A 23,725-nucleotide genomic window follows, 5' to 3' on the forward strand; every position below is an offset into this window, starting at 1 on the left:
CGGGTCAGCCCCCCGGCTCCTGGCTGTCGCGCGCCACGACCTCCTGGATGAAATAGCGAGGCCTGCGCTTGGTCTCCAGGTAAATCTTGCCGAGGTACTCGCCGATGACACCGAGGCTCAGCAGTTGAATGCCGCCGAGCAGGCTCATTGGCAGCAGGATCGACGACCAGCCTGGCACGGCCTCGCCCGCCACGAACCGCACCCACAGCACCCAGCAGACCACCAGGAAACTGACGGCGGAAATGAGAAAACCGAGGAAGGTGATCACGCGCAGCGGAAATACCGAAAACGAGGTGACGCCCTGAAGGGCGAGACCCAGCATTTTCCGCAAAGGATATTTGGACTCGCCGGCGACGCGCTCCGCCCGGTCGTAATACACGGTCGCGGTGTTGAAGCCCAGCTTCGGGATGATCCCGCGCAGGAACAGGTTGACCTCGCCGAACTCCCTCAGCGCATCGATGGCGCGCCTGCTCATCAAGCGATAGTCGGCGTGGTTGAACACCACTTCCACGCCCATCAGCGCCAGCGCACGGTAATACCATTCGGCACTCCAGCGCTTGAACAACGAATCCGTTTTCCGGTTCTTGCGGACCCCGTAGACGATGTCGGCGCCGGCGGCGTGGGCATCGAGCATGGACTCGATGGCGCTCAGGTCGTCCTGAAGATCGGCGTCAATGCTGACGAGACAATCCCCTCTTGCATGCATCAATCCTGCCAGCAGGGCACTCTGATGCCCCTGGTTTCTGGACAGCTTCATCCCGCGGACGAAACCATAAGTCTCCGCCAGACCGCGAATGCTCTGCCAGGTGCCATCCCTGCTGCCGTCATCGACGAAATACACCCGCGAATCCGGCCCGATTTTGCCTTTCTCTTGGAGGTCATTCAACACTACGGCGAGCCGTCTGGTGGTTTCCGGCAATGCTTCTTCTTCATTGAAACAGGGTACGACGATACCGAGTGTGCGCATGGCAGATCCTTGGATTTTCAAGTCAGGCGGATTTTCTAACCGGCGGCGCATACGTCCATTTGAGGCTGCCAACGAAATTCCAGAACAGCACGGCGACGGTCGCCGCAATCTGTGACCAGAGGTAAGGAAGATGCGTGTAAGTGATTCCGATCTGAACGATGGCGCCGTTTAGCAACAGTCCCATCCCGGCCGTGACGGCAAACCGGAATACAGCGACGCGATGGCCGTTCTTGGCCTTGAACGTCAATTTGTAATTCAGCCAGTAGTTTACAACGGCACTGGCCGTGAAACCCAACGAAGAGGCAAGGGTCACCTGCCACTGCCAGAGACTGACCAGTGCGACGAGCATCACATACTGCAAGGCCGTGGCCAGTCCGCCTACGAAGACGAAACGGAAGAATTTTTTCAGCAGGCTTACTTTGGGCATACCGGCTCAAGGTCGCACAGATATACCAGTTCGGGAAGTTTCCCGAGAAATCTCACGAGACCCCCCTCGATGTCCGGGTGCACCGACCTGCGAAAAGTCGGAACGGCCCCCGGCGCCGACCGGCACCGGGGGACCTGACAGGGCTGATCAACCCTTATCGTCGCCCGCGATCGCTACTTGCACTGCGGTACGCGCTTCACCGAACGAACCGCCGTCTGATCCTGGAACTGGACTTTCACCGTGCAGGGGACGGCTCCCTCGGCCAGGGGAATCTTCGCCAGCCATTTGCCGTGCACGTCGGCCAGCACTTCTCCGATCACGGCGTCCGTCGCACCGTCCACCAGTGTGACAGGATCGGCCACCAGCGCTTCGCGCTCGGATTTGCTCAGCTGCCTGTCGAACTTGATGCGCCCCGACAGGATGAGTTCGCTCTGATCGGCCAACCATTGCGCCTTTTGGATGATCAGCGCCCGGATCGATTCGACATCGGGCACGTCGCTGGGCGCGGGCTGAACAGTCACGTTGGTCCAACGCGGATCGGAAGCATCGCTCTCGTGCCCCGCATGGTCCAGGGTGACCGCCTGGAAGCCCAGGTCGAAGGTCTTACCCGCATCCTCGGCCTTGGGCACCCAGGTGAGTGTGGCGACCTGCTTGCGGCTCTCCGCGTCGAATGCCTGGGTCAGTTTCGCCCCTTTCGGCAGTTTCACCCCTTTGATGGTGGCTGTGTCGTCATCGCAGTCGAGAGCGCTCAAGATGATCTTCAGGATTTTTCCGACCTGAACGTTCCAGCCGGTCGGGATGGTATCGAGTTCCGGCCTGGACTGCAGCAGACACCCGATGGGGAACGGCGCTGGGCGGGTCGTCGGAACAGGCGTGGACGTCGGCGCCGGCGTCGAGGTGGGGGCCGGGGAGGCCGTCGGAGCCGGGCTGGGGGTAGGAGCGGGGCTGGACGTCGGAGCCGGAGTCGCGGTCGGAGCCGGAGTCGCGGTCGGAGCCGGAGTCACGGTCGGCGCCGGAGTCGGCGTAGGTGTAGGAGTGGGAGTCGCGACCGGCAGGTCGGCAGCCCCACCGATTTCCGTCGCGATGGCATTCAGGTCAGCATCGCTGAGATTGCTCAAGCTGTTCATCGCGCTGACGCTGGCAATGGTCGCCTTGGTGGCTGATGCGTTCTTCTTGGAGCCGGACAGAGCCGGACCATAGCCGCCGGCCGTCGCGCCCTTGGCACTGTCGTAAGCGCCATGACACCCCTGGCAGCTTCCGGCATAAGTCGCCGCGGCAAAGGTTTCGGAGGAAAAACCGCCACTCGCGGCAATGACCACTGCCAGGGACAGGGTCCTGAATCGATACCCCGCTGGCTTGGTTACGGCTTTGTTCAATTTTACGTTCATACCAAAACTCCCAAGTTTCATGCCACAGAAAATACCGCTCCTTTCCCGATGGCGCCCTTCTACGCCATCCCGTCCTCGGAAATCCTTGGATACCACCGTTCCCTCCAGTATCTCCAGAGCGATAACGTATCCAACGTCCGCCGATTCAAATTTCCCACCTGATGAGTGGGCCGATATCGAATGGACGCTGCCAATAAAAGAAGTTCAACGAGAGGTTGTCGAAAACGCCCCTCCCCTCGCGGGGAGGAGCCTGAACGGGTTCTCCCCTTCAAGTCCATTCGAACCCGTTCATCCGATGTCGCTCCTTATTTGCATTGCGATGGCGCGCGCTTCACCGGCCGGGAAGCGGTGTCGCTCAGGAACTCGACATCCACCGCACAGGGGACGGCGGTGTTGGCCAACGGAAGATTGGCCGACCACTTGCCGGAGGAGTTTGCGGTCACCTGTCCGATGATCTCCTGAGTACTGTCGGCTCGGATGATGACGGGATGGGCCAGCAAGGCGGCGCGTTCGGCGGTGCTCAGCAGCTTGCTGAACTTGATGGAGCCGTTCACCGCGAGCTTGCCTGCCTCCCTGTAAGGCTGCCATTGCGCCTGTTGGATGACGACGGCCTCCACGGCTCCGGCTTCCGGCGTGGTGTTCGCCGGCCAGACGCGGATGTCGGTGGAACGGGACTGTGACGAATGGTTCTCGTCCTCGTGCTCTTTCTCCCCTTTCCACGAACGCTTTGCACTGACTTCCGACTCCACCGCCGTGAATGTCACATGGTAGATCCTGCCGGCGGCTTCCGGACCCGGCGTCCAGGTGATGGTGGCCACCTGCTTCCGGGTGTTCACATCGAACCCTTGGGTCATCTTTGCCCCCGTCGGCAGCCCCTTGGCCTTGATCACCAGCGAATCATCGTCGCAATCGAGGGCGCTCACGGTGAACCTGAGTTCCTTGCCGACATTGGCGTCCCACGGTGACGGAATGGTATCGAGTTCAGGCTCCGACTCATCCCCACAGGGCGTGGGCGTCGGAGCCGGGGTGGCCGTCGGGGCCGGGGTGGCCGTCGGGGCCGGAGTGGCCGTCGGAGCCGGGGTGGCCGTCGGAGCCGGAGTGGGCGTCGGCGTGGGTGTCGCCACCGGCAGATCCGCCGCACCGCCTATTTCCAGGGCGATGGAATTCAAGTCGGCGTTGGTCAGGTTGCTCAGGCTGTTCATCGCGCCGACCTTGGCAATGGCCGCCTTGGTGGCGGAAGCATTACGCTTGGAGCCCGTCAGCGCGGGCCCATAGCCTCCCGCCGTTCCGCTGGCAGTGATGGCGCCGTGGCATCCCTGACAACTGCCGCCGTAAGTCGCTGCGGCCGATGCGTCGGCGGAAACGCTCCCCGCCCCGGCCACCACCACGGCCAACCATAACGCCTTGTTGCGAATTCCGACCGGTTTCCCGCCGGAACGAGCCAATGTCTCATTCATAAATAAACCCCAAGTTACATGTCATGAAAAGTCGCCCGGCTCGAGGCCGGCCCCCCTGTCAAGTTGCTCATCACGCTTCGAAACGATCTTTTCGGAGCAGTGACCCTTCTTGAGCAACAAATCAGAAAACTCTAACATTCCAGGCTGACCAATAGCCTGCAACGCTAGAAACAAATGTAGTCAACAAATGAAGCAGCGAAAGTAGGTTCCTTCACTTTTTTCGATCAATTGCACTGCGACGGAGCGCGCTTGACGGGGCGCGATCCCATCTCGCCATGGAAATCGACCGCTACGGAGCATGGCACTTTCCCGCCATCCAGGGGGATTCGTGCCGACCACTTGCCGGATACGCTGGCGTTGGCCTGGCCGATGACTTCATGCGTGGTGGCGTCGGTGATGACGACAGGGTCGGCAACCAGCGACTGGCGCTCGGACTTGGTCAGAATCCGGCTGAATTTGATGCGTCCCGTCAGAAGGAGCTGGCTCTGACCGGCTGACCACTGAGCACGCTGAATCGCCACGACCTCGACGGCCCCCGCTTCCGGCGTCGTGTTGGCCGGCCATACCCGGATGGCGGTCCAGCGCGGTATCGACACCGACTTCTTGTGGCCGTTGCCGTCTTTGTCGACAGCCACGAACACCACCGTGTGAACCGTACCCACGGCCTCCGTCCCGGGCGTCCAGCTAACCGTGGCGATCTGTTTGCGGACGTCCGGGTCGAACTCCTGGGTCAGGGTGGCTCCCGAAGGCAGTCCTTTGGCTTTGATGGTCAGGGAGTCGTCGTCGCAGTCCAGGGCGCTGACCGTGAACCGGAGTTCCTTGCCTGCGTTGGCATCCCACGGCGACGGGATGGTGTCGATCTCCGGCCTCGCCTCATCCGCACAGGGCGCGGGCGTCGGGGAAGGACGGGGAGTTGCCGTGGGCGCTGGCGTCGGCGATGGCTTGGGCGTGGGAGCCGGTGTGCCGGTCGGCGCCGGCGTGGCGGTGGGAGCCGGCGTCGTGGTGGGAGCAGGCGTCGCACTCGGCGCGGGTGTTGGCGTGGCCGTCGGAGCGGGGGTGGGGGCACCGAGATCCGCCGCCCCTCCTATCTCCAGTGCCACCGCGTTCAGATCGGCGTCGGACCAGGACGCGCCCATCGTCCCCATGGTGCCACCAGCGGCAATCGCCGCCCGGGTGGCCGAGGCGTTCTTCTTCGCTCCCTTCAACGCGGGCGCCATCCCGCCGGCCGTGGCCCCCGACCCACTGTCGTAGGCGCCGTGACACATCTGGCAGTTGCCGGCATAAGTCAGCGCCGCAAAAGACTCGCCCGGGACGCTCCCGGTCGCAACCATGACCACCGCCAGGGACAGGGCGTGCCTGGACCAAGGCCCCTCGGCCGTAGTATTCGCAGATCGGAAAATCCCAAGTTTTTTCGTCATGACCCGAACCTCTTGCTTGTTGGTCGATGCTACGAGGGAAGAAGCCGTCCGGTACTCCCACCGTCCCGGCACCCCTTCCGTACCGAAACGCTGAAAACAAAGGGTCCGTCGGGCCTCTCCGTTTCCTCGCTCATTAGAGCCAAACAATATTTGTGCCACAAAATATTTCTCATGTGACACATACGGTTACGATCGACCGAAGGCTTTTGTCGGGGACTCTCGTCGCCGGTAGGAAACACCCCCTGGCGCCGGATTCTTGATATGGATCAAATCTGCGGGATGGTTGCGAACGGGAACCCTCGGAGCCGTTGGCACACGGCGTCCGGCCGCCAACGCGGGAATGGCCGGGCGCTGTCTCCGGAAAGCGTCATCGTCGTCCTTGCGATGCAGGTCCGGCTGCTTCTGTGCGAACGGTCCGGAATCCGGTCGAACATCCGACGCGCCAAGGCCTGGTACGAAATCGTACGGCGAAATGCGGCCCCACGGGCCAAGCGAGCCGATCGGGCAGATGCGAGCGGGGCGGCCCTGCGGCGGGCGCTACCACAGAAAACCGAGCAGCGTCCTACGGCCGACCCGGTGTTTTTCGAGAATTTTGACGCAGTCTTCATGGCCCCCGGCCCGGGCCAGCGAGACGGCAGTGTGCCTGTGGCGGTTGCGGAGGGTCGGATCGGCGCCGGCTTCCAGCAGTGCCGCGACGGTTTCACTGTGACCGGCTTGTGCCGCCAGCATCAGCGCCGTCATGTTCCGCCTGTTCCGGCGGTCGGGATTCGCGCCCTTCCTCAGTAGCAGACGAACCACGCCGGCGTGTCCGCGGCCTGCGGCCACGGCCAGGGCAGTGTTGCCATCCCCGCTCGGCGCGTCCACGCGAGCGCCGTACGCCAGCAGTCGCCCGGCGGTCTTTTCATCGCCCTTCCAGGCAGCGCGAGCCAGGGCGTCATGACCGGGCGCCCGGTCGCGATCGATGGCGGATCCGTGAGCCAGCAATATCTCGACGATCCCGGAATGTCCTCCGTCGACGGCATGCCACAGAGCGGTATGGCCGTCCGCGTCGGTTGCATTCGGATCGGCCGAAGCCGCCAGCAGGACCTCGACGCTTTCCGGATGCCCGCCGAGGGCCGCCAGCATGATCGGGGTCCTGCCATCCTTCCGCGCCACGCCGGTGGCTGCACCCAGACTGCACAGGACCCGCACGGTCGTGGCCTTGCCGCGCTGCGCCGCCCATGAGAGCGCGGTGTTTCCGTCTCCGTCGGTCGCATCGAGCCTCGCCCCGGCGGCCGCCAGCACCGCGACCACTTCGCCATGCCCTTCGCGGGCGGCCCACATCAGGGCCGTCCGGCCGTCCGACGTCGCAACATCGGCTTCCGCCCCATGAGCCAGCAGGATTTTCACGATCCCGGCATGGCCGTTCCAGGCAGCGCGGGTCAACGGGGTATGACCGTCCGGAGCCCTGGCGGCGACATCGGCGCCTCTTGCGAGCAGGGTTTCGACCGTCGAAGCGTGCCCTCGCCAGGCGGCCACCGTGAGTGCCGGCCAGCCGGGATAGCCGTCGATGCCGTCTTTCGAACTCAAACGGGACGGCGGGTGCCTGGGCCGTTTTTCGGACTCCCCCGGGGTACCCGCCGCACTCCGGTGCCGGTCGGCACCGGCAGCCGCCAGCCAACGGGCGATCTCCGGATGTCCGGCTTCCAGCGCCAGCCGGTAGGGCGTGCGGCCTTTGTCGTCCAGGGCATCGATCTCGGCACCCCGCGCCAGCAACTCCCGTACGGCATCGGCATCGCCGCGCCGGGCGGCGCGGTGAAGGGGAGTGTCCTTCTCTCGATGCCTGCGTTCGGCGGTGGAATCAGCGCTTGGCGCCGGGGTCGGCATGGCCTCCAGCCGCCTGTACGCCATCGCGTGATGCTGCGCTGCGGCTTTTTCATACCAGCTCCGGGCTTGAACCGGATCGGGGCGTACACCCAGGCCCTTCTCGTACATCAGCCCTAGTTCGAACTGCGCGCGGACCTGCCCCTGTCCCGCCGCGGCTCGGAACCATCGCAAGGCCTGCGCATGGTCTTGCGGCACACCGCGACCGTTCTGGAACATCGCCCCTAGGCGGTACTGCGCCTCGGCGTCGCCCCGTTCGGCCAGCACCCGCCAGCGAGCGATCGCTTGATCGTACTGGCGGAGGCGCGCCGCCTCAAGCCCCCATTCCTGCGCTTCATCGGCCGGGACGACCGCCGGGCCGCCCAGCCCGGCGAAGGACAGGAGAACAAGCAAGTATCGGCCCGGGTTCGACATCGCCGCCGTTCCGGTGCGCATCAAAGCCGTTCGGACTTCGACGACATCGCGACCGGCTTCGCGGCCTTTCCGGCGACGACCGCCTCTTCCGCGACCCGATCATTTCCGGAGCCGGCCTCCGACTGGAAGGGAGTGGCCGGTAGAGCGAGTACCCAGAACGACACGATGGCGACAGCGAGCACCAGTCCCGCCCAGGGCCGCTTGCCGGGGATGGACTGTCCGGCTTCCCCTTCCTTCCAGCCCGTGATCATGGAAAGCACGAGGTTTTCGTGATGCAGGAAGCCGGAAGCAATCGCCGCCACGATATGCACGAACACGATCACCAGCATGCAATTGGAAAGCAGGGCATGGAAGCGCTTCAGAGCATCCTCCCAGCGTTCGTCGTAAGAAAGTAATCCGGAAGCGCAGACCAGAGTGCCGAGAAGCAGCAGCAGTACGATGGCGACGGCACCCGCCGGATTGTGGCCGACGTAATGTTCGGGATGCTTGGACAACAGGCTCTTCAGGTAGCGGAAGATCGCGAGCGGGCCGCGCACGAAATCCTTGAAGCGGGAATAGCGCGGGCCGACGAAGCCCCACAGCAGGCGGAAACCGATCAGCCCGAGGATGGTGTAGCCGAACATCACGTGCAGCACCCGGTAGTCGCTGTCCGCCGACAGGTAGGCGCCGAAAAAACTGGTCACCAGCGACCAGTGGAATATCCGCGTGGCGAGATCCCAGACGATGATGCGTTGCGCCATGTTTTACCCCCGTTCCGTTCCTGGTTTTCCGGTCGGCGATTCCGCGTCCCGGCCGAACGGAGACCAAGCAAACTTCACGCCATCAGTGCGCTCTCCCGGATCCGCTGGATCTCGTCGCGCAGCCTGGCCGCCTCCTCGAACTCCAGATCGCGGGCATGCGCATACATCTTTTCTTCGAGCTGCTTGATGAGCCTGGCCGCCTCCGCCGGTTTGGCCACCTTGTACCCGGCGCCAGGTTCGGCGACGCGGGCCGCCTGCTTTCGCGAGCCCGCGGAGCCTCCCGGAATGGACACTTCCAGGATGTCGGTCACGGACTTGGTGATACCCCTTGGGGTCAGGCCATGCCTTTCGTTGTAGGCGATCTGTTTGGCCCGGCGACGCTCGGTCTCGCCGATGGCCTGTTGCATCGACTGCGTCACCTTGTCGGCATAGAGGATGGCCTTGCCGTGCAGGTTGCGGGCGGCCCGGCCGATGGTTTGGATCAGCGACACCGCCGAGCGCAGGAACCCTTCCTTGTCGGCGTCGAGGATGGCCACCAGTGACACTTCCGGGATGTCGAGACCCTCGCGCAGCAGGTTGATGCCCACCAGGACGTCGAACTTGCCGAGCCGGAGGTCGCGGATGATTTCCACCCGCTCCACGGTGTCCACGTCGGAGTGCAGATAGCGCACGGCCACGTCGTGTTCCATCAGGTACTCGGTGAGGTCCTCGGCCATGCGCTTGGTCAGCGTGGTCACCAGCACGCGTTCGCCCCCCTGCACCCGGAAGCGGATCTCCGACAGCAAATCGTCGACCTGGGTCGATGCAGGGCGGACCTCGACTTCCGGATCGACCAGGCCGGTGGGGCGCACGACCTGTTCCACCACCGCCCCGGAGTGGGCCCGTTCATAGGGGCCCGGCGTCGCCGAGACATAGATCCGCTGCGGCGCCCGCGCCTCGAATTCCTCGAATTTGAGCGGCCGGTTGTCGAGCGCCGACGGCAGCCTGAAGCCATACTCCACCAGCGTTTCCTTGCGGGAGCGGTCGCCGCGGTACATTGCGCCGATCTGCGGCACGGTGACATGGCTCTCGTCGATCACGATCAGCGCATCGTCCGGCAAGTAATCGAACAGGGTCGGCGGCGGTTCGCCTGGCGCCCGGCCCGACAGGAAGCGTGAATAGTTCTCGATGCCCGAGCAATAGCCGACCTCCAGGATGATTTCGACGTCGAAGAGGGTCCGCTGTTCGAGGCGCTGGGCTTCCACCAGTTTGTGCTGGCTGCGGAGATGCTCCAGCCGGTCCTTGAGTTCGACCTTGATCTCTTCCACCGCCTGCAGCAGCTTCTCCCGCGGGGTGACGTAATGGGTCTTGGGGTAGACGGTGTAGCGGGCGATGCGGGAAATGATCTCGCCGGTCAAAGGGTCGAACAGCGACAGCCGCTCGATCTCGTCGTCGAACAGCTCGACCCGCAGCGCTTCCTTCTCCGACTCGGCCGGGTAGATGTCGATCACGTCGCCACGGACACGGTAGCTGCCGCGCCGCAGTTCGGCTTCATTACGGGTGTACTGGAGCTCGGCCAAACGCCGGACCAGGGTGCGCTGGTCGATCATGTCACCGCGCACCAGGTGCAGCACCATCTCGAAATAGGAGGCCGGCTCGCCCAGGCCGTAGATGGAGGACACGGTCGCGACGATGACGGTGTCATGCCGCTCGATCAGCGCCTTGGTCGCCGACAGCCGCATCTGCTCGATGTGCTCGTTCAGCGACGAATCCTTTTCGATGTAGGTGTCGGAGGCCGGCACATAGGCCTCGGGCTGGTAGTAGTCGTAATAGGACACGAAGTATTCCACCGAATTCTCGGGGAAGAATTCCTTCATCTCGCCGTAAAGCTGCGCGGCCAGCGTCTTGTTGTGCGCCAGGATCAGGGTCGGGCGCTGAACCTGGGCAATCACGTTGGCAATGGTGAAAGTCTTGCCCGAACCGGTCACGCCGAGCAGCGTCTGGTGCAACTCGCCGTCGTTCAGGCCCTCGACCAGACGCCGGATGGCCTCCGGCTGATCGCCCGACGGCGCATAACCGCTTCGCAGCAAGAACGGCTTGGATTTCTGGGCGCGCGGCAGTTTCGAGCTTTGCTCGACCGGTTGGGCCAGGCAATGGCCGCTTCCAGGCAACATGGCGTATTCAATCCTCCGGGGAACGAGTCACTGGCAGGGGGAGTTTCAAGGATAGCCGAAGCCGGTGTGACGGAATGGATACCCTCGGGATAATGACAAATTTTCCACCCGCGGAGTTCAAGGAAAGCCGCCTAACCGGTAACATAACGCCTCGAATTTTCCAGCCAATCCGCGAAACCAATGAGCATACGACTTTCCGACCGCGTCCAGTCCATCAAGCCGTCCCCGACCCTCGCCGTCACCGCCCGCGCCGCCGCGATGCGCGCCGCCGGCAAGGACATCGTGGGACTGGGCGCGGGCGAACCGGACTTCGACACGCCGGACCATATCAAACAGGCGGCCATCCGGGCCATCGAAAAGGGTTTCACCAAATACACGGCGGTCGATGGAACGCCCGGCCTCAAGCAGGCGATCCAGGCGAAATTCAAACGCGAAAACGGCTTGGATTACGCGCTCAATCAGATCCTGGTGTCCTGCGGCGGCAAGCAGAGTTTCTACAATCTGGCCCAGGCCCTGCTCAACCCCGGCGACGAGGTCGTCATCCCGGCGCCTTACTGGGTATCCTATCCGGACATGGTGCTGCTGGCCGGCGCCGTCCCGGTGATCGTCGAGGCCGGGCAACAGCAGGCGTTCAAGATCACGCCGGCACAACTGGAAGCCGCGCTGACGGCCAGAACCCGGCTGTTCGTGATCAACAGTCCATCCAATCCCACCGGCATGGCCTACACCGCGGACGAGCTGGCCGGCCTCGGTGAGGTGCTGCGGCGGTTTCCCGATGTCGTCGTCGCCACCGACGATATGTACGAGCACATCCTCTGGGAAGGTGGATTCAGCAACATCCTGAACGTCTGTCCGGACCTGTACGAGCGGACCGTGGTGCTGAACGGCGTGTCCAAAGCCTACTCGATGACCGGCTGGCGCATCGGCTACGCAGCCGGACCCGAGCGGCTGATCGAGGCCATGACCAACATCCAGTCGCAGAGCACCTCCAATCCCACCTCGATCTCGCAGGTCGCGGCAGAGACCGCGCTCAATGGCGAGCAGGGCTTCATCGCCGGCATGGTGGAGGCTTTCAAGGAAAGGCACGACTTCGTGGTCGGAAGACTGAACGCCATCCCCGGCGTCGATTGCCTGAAAACCCACGGCACCTTCTATGTCCTGCCGAATGTCGAAGCGGCGATGGCCAGGCTGCATCTGGCGGACGACGTGGCGCTGTCCGAATACCTGATCGAACAGGGCGGCGTGGCCGTGGTGCCGGGCTCGGCTTTCGGCGCACCGGGCCACGTCCGTCTCTCCATCGCCACCAGCATGGCCAATCTGGAAAAGGCCATGGAACGCCTGGCGACCACCCTGTCCAAATGACCGACAGGCATTGCCGGGAGACGTCCCCGGCAATGCCCCACCGCGCATCCTAGAGCTGCAGACTCCGCAGATAGGCTTCGAAGCCAGCCCGCAAATCGGGATGCTGCAGGCCCTGTTCCACCGTGGCGATGAGATAGCCCAGCTTCGATCCGCAATCGTAACGCTTGCCGTTGAATTCGTAGGCCAACACCGTCTGCTCGTTGAGCAGCATGGCGATGGCGTCGGTGAGCTGGATTTCCCCGCCCGCGCCGCGCGAGACATTGGCAAGCTTGTCGAAGATCGCCGGCGTGAGGATGTAGCGTCCCACCACGGCCTGGTTGGATGGCGCGTTCTCGGGCCGCGGCTTTTCCACGATCGCTTCGACCTTGTCCAGCCCGGCCTCGATCGGACTGGTCTTCACGATGCCGTAGCTGTGAGTGTCGCCGGGATCGATGCGCTCGATGCCCAGCACCGAGCACTGCCATTTGTCGAATACCCGGACCATCTGTGACAGACAGCCGCCGTGGTTGTTGCCGTCGATGAGATCGTCGGCGAGCAGCACCGCGAATGGTTGGTTGCCGATGACCGCCTTGGCGCAGTTGACGGCATGGCCCAGCCCCAGCGCTTCGGCCTGACGGATGTAGATGCAGGTGACGTGCGGCGGAATGATGTTCCGGACGATGTTCAGGATGTCGTCCTTGCCTCGCGCCGCCAGTTCCGTCTCGAGTTCGTAGGCCTTGTCGAAATGGTCCATGATCGCGTTCTTGCTGCGGCCGGTGATGAACACCATCTCGTCGATGCCGGCTGCCACGGCTTCTTCCACCGCATATTGGATCAACGGCTTGTCCACCACCGGCAGCATTTCCTTCGGGCTGGCCTTGGTGGCGGGCAGGAAGCGGGTCCCCAGCCCCGCGACCGGGAAAACGGCTTTTCTGATGACTTTTGCCATGTTGTCCTACCTTGTCGTTTTCAGGTTGATCTTTCCGTTCTTCTCGAGATATCCCAGGATTTGCCCGGCGCATTCATCCAGGCCGTCCTCCCCGGTCCGCACCGTGATCTCCGGAGCAAGCGGCTTTTCGTAGGGCGATGAAATCCCGGTGAACTCCGGTATCTCGCCGGCCCTCGCCTTGCGGTACAGCCCCTTCACATCGCGCTGTTCGCAGACTTCGAGGGGGGCATCGCAGAAGATTTCGACGAAGTCACCGGGCTCGACCAGGGCTCTGACCAGATCGCGGTCGCGGCGAAAGGGCGAGATGAAGGCGGTCAGGGCGATCACGCCGGCATCGATGAACAGCTTGCTCATCTCGCCGATGCGGCGGATGTTCTCGCACCTGTCCTCGGCGCTGAACCCCAGGTCCGAGCACAAGCCGTGGCGGACGTTGTCACCGTCGAAGACGTAGGTTCTGCAGCCCTGCTCGAACAGAAGCTGCTCGACCCGATGCGCGAGGGTCGATTTGCCGGCGCCGGAGAGCCCGGTGAACCAGAGAATGAAGCTCTTGTGACCGTTCTGCCGTTCGCGCTGACCGCGGGTTACGGTGGATTGATGCCAAACGATATGGGTGTTCATCGAATACGTCCTTCTCCCGAATCCGGAGCGCTCTCCCCGCCGGCCCGGCAGCGCCGAGGCTGCATCATACCGGCTTCACCGCTTCCCAGAAAGCGCGCTCCGCCGGTTGCGCCGCCTCTCTTCCCGGCCCCGCGTCTCCCCGCCGAAGCGACGCTTCTGCGGGGTTTCCGGCGTCACTGGCGGAAGCCCCACGGAACGCAGCAAACCATCCAGAGCCTCCCCTTCCAGCTCGATGGAGGCCCCGGCGCGTAGCCGCGGCGGCAGAACGATGTCGCCGTAGCGCACCCGGATGAGACGGCTCACGACCAGATTCTGCGATTCCCACAGACGCCGCACCAGCCGGTTGCGTCCTTCCCGGACCACCACGTGAAACCAGCGGTTCGCGCCCTCTCCCCCGGCTTCTGCCACCGATTCGAAGCGCGCCGGACCGTCTTCGAGCTGCACCCCGTCGAGCAACCTTTCGATGACGGCCTCGCTGACCGTTCCCAGGATCCGGACGGCGTACTCGCGCTCGACTGCGCGGGACGGGTGCATCAGACGATGGGCCAGTTCGCCGTTGTTGGTCAGGAGGATCAGCCCCTGGGTGTTCACGTCCAGCCGTCCGACCGCCACCCAGCGGCCCAGCTCCAGACGCGGCAACCGCGAGAAGATCACCGGACGGCCCTCCGGATCGCGCCGACTGACCAGCTCGCCCACCGGCTTGTGGTACAGCAGCACACGGGTGAATGCCTGCAGACGCTTTTCGAGGTTGACCAAATGGCCGTTCAGCATGATCTGGTCACCCTTGCGGTAGCGATCGCCGAGATGGGCCGGCCGGCGGTTGAGGAAAACTTTGCCGTCGCGGATCAGTGCTTCGATCTCCCGCCGGGAGCCGAAACCGGCACGCGCCAGCGCTTTCTGGATACGCTCGCCCTCGCCGGCTTCGGCTGGCTCAGGCCCCGGCGTCGGCTGGATCGGGCGGTTCCTCGGACGGATGGGTCGGGTCGGTTTGCGCGGCGGCAAGGACATCTTCTAACTCCGGTGATACGGCGAATTCCGGCAGGGCCGGCAAATCCGCCAGGGATTCGAGATTGAAATGATCGAGAAACTGGGGTGTGGTGGCAAACAGCGCCGGGCGGCCTGGAACGTCGCGATGGCCGACCACGGTCACCCATTCCCGCTCGGTGAGCGTCCGGATGATCCCCGAACTGACCGCGACACCGCGAATCTCTTCGATCTGACCGCGCGTCACCGGCTGGCGGTAGGCGATGATCGCCAGAGTCTCCAGCAGAGCGCGCGAGTAGCGTCCGGGCCGCTCCTCGAACAGCCTGGAAATCCACGGCGCATAGGCGGCGCGGACCTGGAACCGGTAGCCGCTGGCCACCTTGCGCAGTTCCAGCGGCCGCGCGGCATACTCGTCTGCCAGCGTCGCCAGCGCCAGGCGGATCTCCTCCGTGGCGGGCCGCTCGTCCTCGCCGAACAGCGCTTCCAGCTCGGCCAGAGAAAGCGGCCTTTGCGCCGCGAACAGTGCCGCCTCGAGGATGGCCTTGAGATCCACCTCAGTCGCCTCCGGTAGCGGCCACAGCGCGCACCCGCAGGGCGCCGAGGGGCTCGTCCTGGATGATTTCGATCAGCCGTTCCTTGCCCAGTTCCAGCACGGCCAGCAGCGACACCACCGCCCCGGGCCGACCCTCGTGCAGCGGGAACAGGGTTTCGAAAGCCAGCGTCGCATTGCCCGCCAGGCGCTCCAGGATCATGCTCATACGCTCGCGCACCGACAGGGATTCCCGGCATATGTGATGATGGCGGGTGTGGTTCAGGCGCTTGAGGACGTCCTGGAAGGCCGACAGGAGGTCTTTCATGGCGATGCTCGGATAGACCTTCGGCACCGGGATGTCGTCGCTCCCCGCCCCGGCTTCGAACAGGTCGCGCTCCAGCCGAGGCAGCCGGTCCAGCCGTTCCGCCGCGGCCTTGAAACGCTCGTATTCCTGCAGGCGCCGCACGAGTTCGGCACGCGGATCCTCTTCCTCGGCTTCCGTCTCCTTCGGCCGGGGCAGCAGCATCCTGGACTTGATCTCGGCCAGGATCGCGGCCATCAGCAGGTACTCCGCCGCCAGTTCCATTCGCAGGCTGTCCATCATCTCGATGTAACCGATGTACTGGCGGCTGATCTCGGCGATCGGGATGTCGAGGATGTCGAAATTCTGCTTGCGGATCAGATACAGCAACAGATCGAGCGGACCTTCGAAGGCCTCGAGAAAGATTTCCAGCGCATCCGGCGGAATGTACAGATCTTCCGGCAACTGACCGACCGGCGCACCCTTGACCCGCGCGACCGGCTCCAGGACTTCCGGGGCGGGCGCCGCCCCGGTCATGCGCCTCCGGCCAAACCGACGACGGTATAGATCAGATGTTGGACCAGCAGCAGCGGCCCAACCATGATGCGTCCCAGCATGTCCGTGTAGATCAGGATCAGCAGGATCCAGAAGCCGTAAGGCTCGAGCCGGCCGTACTGGATCGCCGCCCGCAGCGGCAGGAGGGTGGAAACGACCCGGCTGCCGTCCAGCGGCGGAATCGGCAGCAGGTTCAGCACCATCAGCACGCTGTTGATGGTCACCCCGGCCTTCCCCATCAACCCGAGGGGCAGAGCCACGTAGCCCAGGCTTTCGGGCAGCTCCGTGGCCAGCCGCAGCAGAATCGCCCATCCCAGGCCCATCACCAGGTTGGCTCCGGGTCCGGCGACCGCCACCAGCGCCATGTCACGGCGCGGCCGGCGCAGCCGCCCCCAGTCCACCGGCACCGGCTTGGCCCAGCCGAAGATGAAACCCCCGAAAGCCAGCAGCAGCCCCGGCACCAGGAGAGTCCCGACCGGATCGATGTGCCGCAGCGGGTTCAGCGACAGGCGGCCGAGGCGCTTGGCAGTGTTGTCACCCAGCCTGCTGGCAGCCCAGCCGTGTGCCACCTCGTGGAGGGTGATCGCGAACAGCACCGGCAACACCCAGACGCTGAAACGCTGAACCAAAGTAAGATCATCCATCGTGTGATCAGACCCGAAGTGAAAAAGGATGAAAAGGCTAGGCGCGCAGGAAGCCGATACTGCCTTTGCCCTGGCGAACGATGACCGGAAACTCGCCGGTCAGGTCGACGATCGTGGTCTCCGCGAAGGGTATGACGCCCGCGGCGAGGATCAGTTCCACCCGCGTCCCCACTCGCTCCCGGATGTCCTCGGGATCGGCGAGTCCTTCGGTCTCGCCTGGCAGGATCAGGGTCGAGCTGAACAGGGGTTCACCCAGCTCGGCCACCAGCATCCGCGAAACCGCGTTGTCGGGCAGGCGGATCCCGATGGTCTTGCGCTTGGGATGCTGGAGGCGGCGCGGCACCTCGCGCGTGGCCTCCAGCAGGAAAGTATAGGGCCCTGGCGTCAAGGTCTTGATCAGACGGAAAGCTTCGTTGTTGATCCGGGCGAAAGCCGATACCTGGGAAAGATCGTGGCAGATCAGCGTGAAATTATGCTCCTCGTCCAGCTGGCGGATGGTGCGGATGCGATGCAGGGCATCCTTGCGGTCCAGCTGACAGCCGAAGGCATAGGACGAATCGGTCGGATAGACGATCACCCCCCCCTGGCGGACGATCTCCGCGGCCTGGCGGATCAGCCGCTGCTGCGGCGTGTGGGGATGCACCTCGAAATATTGCGCCATGCGGTTAGTGTACTACAGGAGCCGCGACGGCCGATACGCGGCGTCCCGCCTCAGGGCTTCGGCTTCTTGGCGACATCGTCGCGGAGGTAAACCGGCAGAGCCTGTTCCGGCGGAACGCTGCCTCCCCGGGCATGAATCCTGGCACCCAGGCGGGCGACCGCCGCGGCGCGGGGAAAGCGGCCACTCAGGACCGAGTCCAGCCGCCCGCCGGCCAGGCCGCTCAGGCAAGCCCGGTAAGTGGCCCAGCCGCTTCCGGTTCCTGCGCCAGTCCCTGCCGCCGACGAAAAATCCACCCGGCCGGGCGCCAGAACACGCTCCTGCCCCAGCAATTCGGGGTAGCCTTCCGCATCCCGACGGTAGACGGCGAAATAGACCTCGCCCATGCGCGCGTCGATGCACGGAAAGGCGTATTCGCAGCCCGTCTCGGCGATCGCCTCGTCGGCCAGGGCGGCGAGGGTCGAGACCGGAGCGACCGGGAGATCCAGCGCGAAGGCGATCCCCTGCGCCACCCCCGCAGCGATGCGGACCCCCGTGAACGAACCCGGCCCCCGCCCGACCGCGATGGCGTCCACCCGCCCCAGTGCCATGCCGGCTTCCGCGAGCAGCGACTCCAACATGGGCAGGATCAGCCGGTTGTGCTCCCTGGGAGCCACCTCGTGGCGCTCCAGGACGGCGCCGTCCTGGTACAGTGCTGCCGAGCAGGCTTCGGTCGCGGTCTCGATGGCGAGTAAAATCATGGCTGTGATTCTTCGACGCTTGTGCAATAGCGGCCGACCAGTTTACCCCAGCGGCATGGCCAACAAACCGGACGACATCGTGAGACGGCGGCGGCGCTATAATCGCGACTCCGCGACACCACGAGCCCGCGATGGACGACGTTCAACTCCTCCGCTACAGCCGCCAGATCATGCTTCCCGAGGTCGACGCCGGAGGTCAGGACCGGCTGCTCGGCGCCAGCGCCCTCATCATCGGCCTGGGCGGACTGGGCTCGCCGGCCGCCATGTATCTGGCTTCCGCCGGCGTCGGCAGGCTGGTCATAAGCGATTTCGACGCCGTCGATCTCTCCAACCTCCAGCGTCAGATCGCTTTCGACACGGCAGACATCGGCCGGAGCAAGGCCGAGGCCTGTGCCGGGCGGCTGCGGCGCATGAATCCCGACGTGCGGATCGAGCCGGTCGCCGAACGCCTCTCCGCAGCGGCCCTCGAGGAATGGGCCGGCGCGGTCGACGTGGTCCTGGACTGCTCCGATAACTTCGCCACCCGCTTCGCCGTCAACGCGGCCTGCGTGGCCACCCGCACCCCGCTGGTGTCGGGCGCCGCGATCCGCTTCGAGGGACAACTCGCCGTATTCACGCCCGGCGATGGCGTGAACCCTTGCTACAACTGTCTCTATCCCCAGGGCGGCGAACCGGATGCAAGCTGCGCCCGCAACGGCGTCGTCGCAGCGCTGCCCGGCATCATCGGCAGCCTGCAAGCCCTGGAAGCCATCAAACTGCTTTTGGGCCTTCCCGGCGTTCGCAGCGACCGCCTCGTGGTCTTCGATGCGCTGCGGCTGGAATGGCATGAAGTCAGGCTGGGCAGGAACCCCTCCTGCCCGACTTGCGGCAGGCGGTGAGGCGTATGGGAACGCCCGGCCCATGAAACCCGGCAGTCCGCGCCACGGCCGCGGCGCCGTCAGCAACGCGGCTTCCCGATTTTCTGCCACGACCCGGGAGGCGGTGGACGACGGCTGGTTTCCGGAAGAACCCCCGCCGCTGGCGACCACGGTCAGCGTCGAAACCTCCCGCTCCGTCGTCACCCGCAACCAGTCGCCGGACATCCCTTTCGATCAGTCACTGAATCCCTACCGCGGCTGCGAACATGGCTGCATCTACTGCTATGCCCGTCCCAGCCACGCCTATGTGGGACTGTCGCCGGGGCTGGATTTCGAGACCCGGCTGTTCGCCAAGCCCGACGCACCAGCCCTGCTCGAAAAGGAGCTGGCCCGTCCCGGCTACCGGTGCTCACCGCTCGCCCTGGGCGCCAACACCGATCCCTACCAGCCCATCGAGCGCGAGTGGCGGATCACCCGCCAAGTGCTGGAAGTCCTGCAGCGCGCCCGCCACCCGGTGACGATCACCACCAAATCCGCCCTGATCGAGCGCGATCTGGACATCCTCAGCGAGATGGCAGCGGCAGGCCTGGCCAACGTGCAGGTGTCCATCACCACGCTGGACAAAACCCTGGCCCTGAAGCTCGAACCCCGCGCCTCGGCCCCGCACCGGCGGCTGCTGGCCGTCGCGCGCCTCGCCGCAGCCGGAGTGCCGGTGAAGGTGATGATCGCACCGATCATCCCCTGGCTCACGGACAGCGAGATGGAACGCATCGTGGAAAAGGCGGCCGAGCACGCCGCCGTATCGGCGGGATACATCCTGCTGCGGCTGCCGCGGGAGGTCGAATCCCTGTTCGCGGAATGGCTGACCGCGCACTACCCGCTGAAAGCCGCTCACACTCTCAACCTGGTCACACTCGCCCACGGCGGCAGGATCTACGACCCCGGCTTCGGCCGGCGCCAGGTCGGGAGCGGCGACTACGCGGCGCTCCTCGCCCGCCGCTTCCGCCTGGCGCTGAAACGCCATGATCTGACCGAGGAACCGCCCGGCTTGGTCAGCGACCTTTTCACGCCGCCCGGACAACGGCAACTGGCGCTGTTTTAGCCCCCCTCTCCGCCATTCTCATACTTTCAGGCGGTATCCTACCCCGGACTCCGTGATCAGGTATTCCGGCTTGGCCGGATCGGTTTCGAGCTTCTGCCGAAGCTGGCTCATGTAGATCCTGAGGTAGTGGCAATCCTCTACATGGCTGGGCCCCCAGACCTCCAACAGCAGTTGGCGGTGGGTCAGCACCTTGCCCGCGTGGCGCGCCAGCGCGGCGAGCAGACGGTATTCGGTGGGGGTCAGGCGTATCTCCCGTTCACCGACCGCCACGGTGCGCCGCAGCAAGTCGATCCGCAAGCCCCCGCCGGCGCCTCCCTCGTCCGGGACATTCACGGTAACGCCGGCCGAACGCCGGAGGGCCACCCGGATGCGGGCCAAGAGTTCGCCGATGCCGAACGGTTTGGTCAGGTAATCGTCGGCGCCGGCATCCAGGGCTTCGATCTTGTGCTCCTCCGTGCTGCGGGCCGACAACACGATGATGGGCAGCAGGGTCCATTCCCGCAGCGCCTTGACGACCTCGACGCCATCCCTGTCCGGCAGGCCGAGGTCGAGAACGACGACCTCCGGCCGGCGTAGCCCGGCCTCGATGATGCCGCGGTTGCCGGTATCGGCTTCGTACACCTGAAAACCCTGGCTGCGCAGACTGGTGCGCAGGAACCGTCGCATCGGCGGGTCGTCCTCGATGACCAAAACGACGGGATTGGGGCCGGGCATGGTCTATTCCGCCGGCTCGGCTTCCGGTTCGATCCGGGGCGGCGACTCCCGCAGCGGCAGGACGATCGTGAATACCGCTCCACCGCCGGCCCGGTTCCTGGCGCGGATGTAACCGCCATGCGCCTCCACGATGGCACGGCAGATGGCGAGTCCCAGACCGACACCGCTTTGCGGGCCTTCGCGGTGGACCCGGTAGAATTTTTCGAAGATGAGCTCCTCCTGACCTTTGGGAATGCCAGGCCCGTGGTCGGAAACCGTGATGGTCATCGTGAACGGCGTGGCCTCGGCGGCAATCTCGATGGGACTATTTTCCGGCGTGTAGCGGATGGCATTCTCCATCAGGTTGGCCAGCACCTGCTCCAGCATCACCGAATCCACGTAGACGAAGGGGGCATCCCGCGGCAGGCGCACCGTCACCGGGCGCCGTTCGAGCTGCTTCTTCAAGCGCGTCAACACGGTGCCGACGATTTCCTCCAGAACGTGCCACTGCAGATGGAGCTTGACCACCCCGGCGTCGAACCAGGCCATGTCCAGGATATTGTTCACCAGGCTGGCCATGCGGCGGGACTCGTCGTAGATCGCCCGACAGAGCTCCCGCCGGTCCTCCGGCTCCAGGGCGTAGTCGCCTTCGACCAGGGTGCTCGCCGAGCCCACGATGGTCGCGAGCGGGGTGCGCAGATCGTGGGAGATCGAGCTGAGCAGGGAATTGCGCAGGCGCTCGGACTCCATCCGCACCTGGTTGATGCGGGCCTGTTCGGCGAGGCGGACCCGCTCGATCGCCTGCAAGATCAGGTTCACGAAGGTCTGCAGGAGCTTTTGCTGCTCCGGCAGGAAAACCCGCCGCAGGTTGACCGGCTTCATGACCAACACGCCGATGGTCTTTTCCGCTCCGGTCAAAGGGATGTACACGCCGCTGGCGCCGGGCAGCGTATTGGTACCCCGGCCGGCCATTTCGTCGTGATCGAACACCCATTGGGCCACGCTCATGTCGATGCCCGGCAAGAATTCCTCCGCAAGCGGGGAAACCGGATAGCCGATCCTTCCGCTTTCGTCCGGGAACAGCAGCACGGCGCGTCCTCCGAACTCGGTTTCGATCTGGCGCACCGCGATCCGGACGATCTCGGCCTCGCTCCGGCTCGCCGCCAGTTCTTTGCTCATGGCATACAGGACGGTCGCCCGGCGTTCCCGATGGGAAGCGACCTTGGCCTGGGAGCGGACGTTTGCCATCAGGTTGGCGGTCACCAGAGCAACGCTGAACATGACGGCGAAGGTGAACAAATACTGGGTGTCGGCGACGGAAAAGGTGTGATACGGCGCCACGAAGAAGAAATCGAAGGCGAGGACGCCCAGGATGGAAGCGAGGATGGACGGCCCGCGCCCATAACGGGTCGCCACGAAGATGACGCCCAGCAGATACACCATCACCAGGTTGGTCAGCTCGAACCGGCCGAACATCGCCTTCGCCGTCAGAGTACACAGGAACGTCGCCGTCGCCGCTCCCAGATAGCCCCGGTACTCCGCCCCACCGCCGCGGTCCGGTTTGGCGCTCAGCCCTGGCTGCGGCGCCTGAAGCGATTCCTGGCCACGGTCCTCACCCGGCGGACTGCCCAGCAGGTAGACGTTGATGTTGTGAGCCTCGGCAATGATCGTGTCCACCACCGAACCCAGCAGCCAGCGCTTCCAGCCGCGCCGCCGAGGTTTGCCCATCACGATCTTGGTGACGTTACGTTCCCTGGCGAGATCGATGATGGCCTCGCTCATGTCCGGCGCACTCAGGGTGACTGTCTCGGCGCCGAGCTGTTCCGCCAGCCGCAGCATGCGCAGCACTGCATCGCGCCGCTCCGCCGGGAGGCGCTGCAGCGCCGGGGTCTCCACGTACACCACGAGCCACTCCGCCTTGAGGCTGGCCGCCAGTCGCTTGCCGGCGCGGATCAGCCGTTCCGCCATCGGGTTCGGGCCGATGCACACCAGGATGCGCTCACCGACCTGCCAGACCTCCCGGATGGTGTGGTCCTCGCGGTAGTCCTGCATCTGGGCGTCGACACGAGCCGCGGTCTGGCGCAAGGCCAGTTCGCGCAGCGCGATGAGGTTGCCCTTGCGGAAGAAATTCTCTGCCGCCAGCTCTGCCTGCTGGGGTAGATAGACCTTGCCCTCCTTGAGACGGACCAGCAGCTCGTCCGGAGGCAAGTCGATCAGTTCGACTTCATCCGCCGCTTCGAACACCGTGTCCGGCACGGTTTCCCACACCCGGATGCCGGAAATCTGGCCCACGTCGTCGTTGAGACTCTCCAGGTGCTGGACGTTGAGCGTGGTGTAGACGTCGATGCCGGCACGCAGCAACTCTTCCACGTCCTGCCAGCGCTTGGGATGGCGGGAACCGGCGGTGTTGGTGTGAGCCAGCTCGTCGACCAGGATCACCGAGGGCCGGCGTTTGAGCGCGCCGTCGAGATCGAACTCGCCGACCACCGTACCGCGGTATTCGACCGTCCGTACCGGCAACATCTCCAGTCCTTCGAGGAGGGCCTCGGTCTCCTTCCGACCGTGGGTTTCCACCAGTCCGACCACGACATCGATACCCTCGGCGCGCCGCTCCCGGGCCGCCTCCAGCATCGCATAGGTCTTGCCCACCCCCGCCGCGGCGCCGAAGAAAATCTTGAGCCGGCCCCGCCGCGCTCTGGCCTGCTCGCGCTCGACCCTGGCGAGCAGGGCATCCGGGTCCGGACGTTCCGCGGCCATCGGCGGCGCTACCATCCCCATCCGTGGGCGGCCCCTGGCCCGCGCCGAACCGATGTGTCAAATGCCCCCATGGGGTGCCATCTCGCTCCCCCCTCACTCTCCTCCCACGGCGGCTCTCCTGCCGCGCCTGTCCATCGAGCCAGTACCGCCCGTGGAAACTGCCCTCT

General features: G+C 64.8%; 21 protein-coding genes. 3 read left to right on the forward strand and 18 right to left on the reverse strand.

All coding sequences use genetic code 11. The annotated features are described in order from the left end of the window. Window positions 1–4: 4 nt before the first annotated feature. From ACSHWJ_RS05650 to uvrB, 8 genes are all read right to left on the reverse strand, one after another. On the reverse strand, window positions 5–967 hold the full coding sequence (locus tag ACSHWJ_RS05650) for a glycosyltransferase family 2 protein (RefSeq protein WP_249385280.1): 963 nt from the start codon (window positions 965–967) through the stop codon (window positions 5–7). Window positions 968–989: 22 nt separating this feature from the next. Next, window positions 990–1,394, reverse strand: coding sequence for a GtrA family protein (locus ACSHWJ_RS05655; protein WP_218800410.1), 405 nt, complete (start codon window positions 1,392–1,394; stop codon window positions 990–992). Between the two features lie 173 nt (window positions 1,395–1,567). Next, window positions 1,568–2,782, reverse strand: a complete 1,215-nt coding sequence (locus ACSHWJ_RS05660; RefSeq protein WP_432539375.1) for a c-type cytochrome — start codon at window positions 2,780–2,782, stop codon at window positions 1,568–1,570. A 305-nt stretch (window positions 2,783–3,087) separates the two neighbouring features. Next, window positions 3,088–4,239 (reverse strand): c-type cytochrome, encoded by a 1,152-nt coding sequence (locus ACSHWJ_RS05665; RefSeq protein ID WP_432539374.1) that lies wholly within the window; start codon window positions 4,237–4,239, stop codon window positions 3,088–3,090. Window positions 4,240–4,463: 224 nt separating this feature from the next. Continuing rightward, a complete protein-coding gene (locus ACSHWJ_RS05670; RefSeq protein ID WP_432539373.1) occupies window positions 4,464–5,657 on the reverse strand; it encodes a c-type cytochrome in 1,194 nt (397 codons plus the stop codon). A 537-nt stretch (window positions 5,658–6,194) separates the two neighbouring features. Beyond that, window positions 6,195–7,934 carry an ankyrin repeat domain-containing protein gene (locus ACSHWJ_RS05675; protein WP_432539372.1) on the reverse strand — a complete coding sequence of 580 codons (1,740 nt, stop codon included), beginning with the start codon at window positions 7,932–7,934 and terminating at the stop codon, window positions 6,195–6,197. 20 nt (window positions 7,935–7,954) lie between these two features. Next, window positions 7,955–8,674, reverse strand: a complete 720-nt coding sequence (locus ACSHWJ_RS05680) for a cytochrome b/b6 domain-containing protein (protein ID WP_010961432.1) — start codon at window positions 8,672–8,674, stop codon at window positions 7,955–7,957. Window positions 8,675–8,748: 74 nt separating this feature from the next. Continuing rightward, on the reverse strand, window positions 8,749–10,827 hold the full coding sequence (gene uvrB, locus ACSHWJ_RS05685; protein WP_432539371.1) for an excinuclease ABC subunit UvrB: 2,079 nt from the start codon (window positions 10,825–10,827) through the stop codon (window positions 8,749–8,751). A 180-nt stretch (window positions 10,828–11,007) separates the two neighbouring features. Between uvrB and ACSHWJ_RS05690 the strand changes: the two genes are divergently transcribed. Continuing rightward, a complete protein-coding gene (locus tag ACSHWJ_RS05690; protein ID WP_432539370.1) occupies window positions 11,008–12,189 on the forward strand; it encodes a pyridoxal phosphate-dependent aminotransferase in 1,182 nt (393 codons plus the stop codon). A gap of 49 nt (window positions 12,190–12,238) precedes the next feature. Here the strand turns inward: ACSHWJ_RS05690 and galU are convergent, their stop codons facing one another. From galU to tsaB, 8 genes are all read right to left on the reverse strand, one after another. Further along, window positions 12,239–13,117, reverse strand: a complete 879-nt coding sequence (gene galU / locus ACSHWJ_RS05695) for a UTP--glucose-1-phosphate uridylyltransferase GalU (RefSeq protein WP_010961435.1) — start codon at window positions 13,115–13,117, stop codon at window positions 12,239–12,241. Window positions 13,118–13,123: 6 nt separating this feature from the next. After that, window positions 13,124–13,735, reverse strand: a complete 612-nt coding sequence (gene cysC / locus ACSHWJ_RS05700; RefSeq protein WP_432539369.1) for an adenylyl-sulfate kinase — start codon at window positions 13,733–13,735, stop codon at window positions 13,124–13,126. A 75-nt stretch (window positions 13,736–13,810) separates the two neighbouring features. After that, window positions 13,811–14,743 (reverse strand): 23S rRNA pseudouridine(2605) synthase RluB, encoded by a 933-nt coding sequence (rluB, locus tag ACSHWJ_RS05705; RefSeq protein ID WP_432539368.1) that lies wholly within the window; start codon window positions 14,741–14,743, stop codon window positions 13,811–13,813. Beyond that, window positions 14,667–15,272 (reverse strand): SMC-Scp complex subunit ScpB, encoded by a 606-nt coding sequence (gene scpB, locus ACSHWJ_RS05710; RefSeq protein ID WP_017364458.1) that lies wholly within the window; start codon window positions 15,270–15,272, stop codon window positions 14,667–14,669. Before scpB ends, rluB begins: the two co-directional genes overlap by 77 nt. A 1-nt stretch (window position 15,273) precedes the next feature. After that, complete coding sequence (locus ACSHWJ_RS05715) at window positions 15,274–16,089, reverse strand: segregation and condensation protein A (protein WP_432539367.1); 816 nt, start codon at window positions 16,087–16,089, stop codon at window positions 15,274–15,276. Further along, window positions 16,086–16,751, reverse strand: coding sequence for a site-2 protease family protein (locus ACSHWJ_RS05720; protein WP_036245942.1), 666 nt, complete (start codon window positions 16,749–16,751; stop codon window positions 16,086–16,088). Before ACSHWJ_RS05720 ends, ACSHWJ_RS05715 begins: the two co-directional genes overlap by 4 nt. Window positions 16,752–16,788: 37 nt before the next feature. Further along, a complete protein-coding gene (locus ACSHWJ_RS05725; protein ID WP_017364455.1) occupies window positions 16,789–17,412 on the reverse strand; it encodes an L-threonylcarbamoyladenylate synthase in 624 nt (207 codons plus the stop codon). A gap of 50 nt (window positions 17,413–17,462) precedes the next feature. Further along, complete coding sequence (gene tsaB, locus ACSHWJ_RS05730) at window positions 17,463–18,149, reverse strand: tRNA (adenosine(37)-N6)-threonylcarbamoyltransferase complex dimerization subunit type 1 TsaB (protein WP_017364454.1); 687 nt, start codon at window positions 18,147–18,149, stop codon at window positions 17,463–17,465. A 131-nt stretch (window positions 18,150–18,280) separates the two neighbouring features. Between tsaB and ACSHWJ_RS05735 the strand changes: the two genes are divergently transcribed. Both ACSHWJ_RS05735 and ACSHWJ_RS05740 read left to right on the forward strand, forming a co-directional pair. After that, window positions 18,281–19,027 (forward strand): HesA/MoeB/ThiF family protein, encoded by a 747-nt coding sequence (locus tag ACSHWJ_RS05735; RefSeq protein WP_432539366.1) that lies wholly within the window; start codon window positions 18,281–18,283, stop codon window positions 19,025–19,027. Between the two features lie 22 nt (window positions 19,028–19,049). Continuing rightward, the gene (locus ACSHWJ_RS05740; protein ID WP_432539365.1) at window positions 19,050–20,108 is read left to right on the forward strand and encodes a PA0069 family radical SAM protein; all 1,059 of its coding nucleotides are present in this window, start codon (window positions 19,050–19,052) and stop codon (window positions 20,106–20,108) included. 18 nt (window positions 20,109–20,126) lie between these two features. Here ACSHWJ_RS05740 and ACSHWJ_RS05745 read toward each other — a convergent pair whose 3' ends face one another. Beyond that, window positions 20,127–20,822, reverse strand: coding sequence for a response regulator (locus ACSHWJ_RS05745; protein ID WP_218800419.1), 696 nt, complete (start codon window positions 20,820–20,822; stop codon window positions 20,127–20,129). Between the two features lie 3 nt (window positions 20,823–20,825). Further along, on the reverse strand, window positions 20,826–23,558 hold the full coding sequence (locus ACSHWJ_RS05750; RefSeq protein ID WP_432539364.1) for a DUF4118 domain-containing protein: 2,733 nt from the start codon (window positions 23,556–23,558) through the stop codon (window positions 20,826–20,828). Window positions 23,559–23,725: the final 167 nt, after the last annotated feature.

The sequence above is a fragment of the Methylococcus sp. S1M genome, assembly GCF_051295855.1.
Lineage (GTDB): Bacteria > Pseudomonadota > Gammaproteobacteria > Methylococcales > Methylococcaceae > Methylococcus > Methylococcus capsulatus.